This is a genomic window from Algoriphagus aquatilis (genome assembly GCF_042657405.1).
GTDB lineage: Bacteria > Bacteroidota > Bacteroidia > Cytophagales > Cyclobacteriaceae > Algoriphagus > Algoriphagus aquatilis.
This window is the reverse complement of record NZ_JBHSKS010000034.1, coordinates 1-1,042: the sequence shown is the minus strand read 5'-3', so window position 1 is coordinate 1,042 and position 1,042 is coordinate 1. Positions and strand designations below refer to the sequence as shown.

General features: G+C 42.4%; 1 protein-coding gene. It reads left to right on the top strand.

Annotated elements, in window-relative coordinates; all coding sequences use genetic code 11:
• Positions 1 to 116: 116 nt before the first annotated feature.
• Positions 117 to 1,037, top strand: coding sequence for an IS1595 family transposase (locus ACFPIK_RS18130; protein WP_377917873.1), 921 nt, complete (start codon positions 117 to 119; stop codon positions 1,035 to 1,037).
• The last annotated feature ends 5 nt before the right edge of the window (positions 1,038 to 1,042 follow it).

The following is a 1,042-nucleotide window of genomic DNA, read 5'->3' as shown; positions in this document are numbered from 1 at the left end:
TATGTATATCCGCAATGATACCAGTAGCCAAATAAGTTCTTACTGACAGTTAGTGACAATTGCTTTAGTTGGGTTTCAACTTGCTTTAAATTAGGTCAAAATAGACGGTTTTGACCATGAACATTATCAATTTCATTAATCTGTTTCCGGACGAAGCTTCCTGTGTTGACTTCATCAAAGAACAAAGAATCCGGCAAGGGATCATTTGTAAGAAGTGCACTGGTCTCAAACACTATTGGCTTGAAAACAAGCTCTCTTTCCAGTGTGCCGCCTGTGGGTTCAGAACCAGCATCAAGAGCGGTACAGTCATGGAGAGCAGCAACTTACCGATTAGGATCTGGATGATGGCTATCACGTTCATTACCGCAACCAAGAAGGGATTCAGTGCGGCTGAACTCCAAAGACAACTGGGGATGAAGCGTTATGAACCGGTTTTCAGAATGTATCACAAGCTCAGGGCAGTCATGGGAAAACGTGATGACCGCTACAGACTTGAAGACATGGTTGAATACGATGAAGCTTTTGTGGGAAAGTCCACCAAAGCCCAAGTCCGAAGCAAACTCAAGCGAGGCCGAGGTACTCAAAAACAGTCAAAAGTGGCTGTGATGGCCGAATCGACTGTTTTAGAAGACCCTGAGTCGGGGAAGTTTGCTAAGAGCTGTAGGTACTTCAAAATGAAGAAAATAAAGAACTTGGAGGCAAAAACAGCACAGGCTTTAATCAAGGAATACATTGATTCAAACGCTGTACTTCAAACAGATAAGAGTACCACCTTCTCAGATCTGAGTGATTGTATTGATGTCCATGTCAGAGAAATCTCTGGAACCAAAGAGGGCAATTTTAACCTCAAGTGGGTTCATATTGCCATCAGTAACTTAAAGAAACACCTGCAGACATACCATATGATAAGCGAACGAATGATGCAGAACTACCTGGATGAGTTTTGCTACAAGCTCAACAGAAGATACTTTGGTCAAAAACTGTTTGACCGACTCATCATTGCTTCGGTTTACCCATACTGGTATGATTGCGGATAATCATA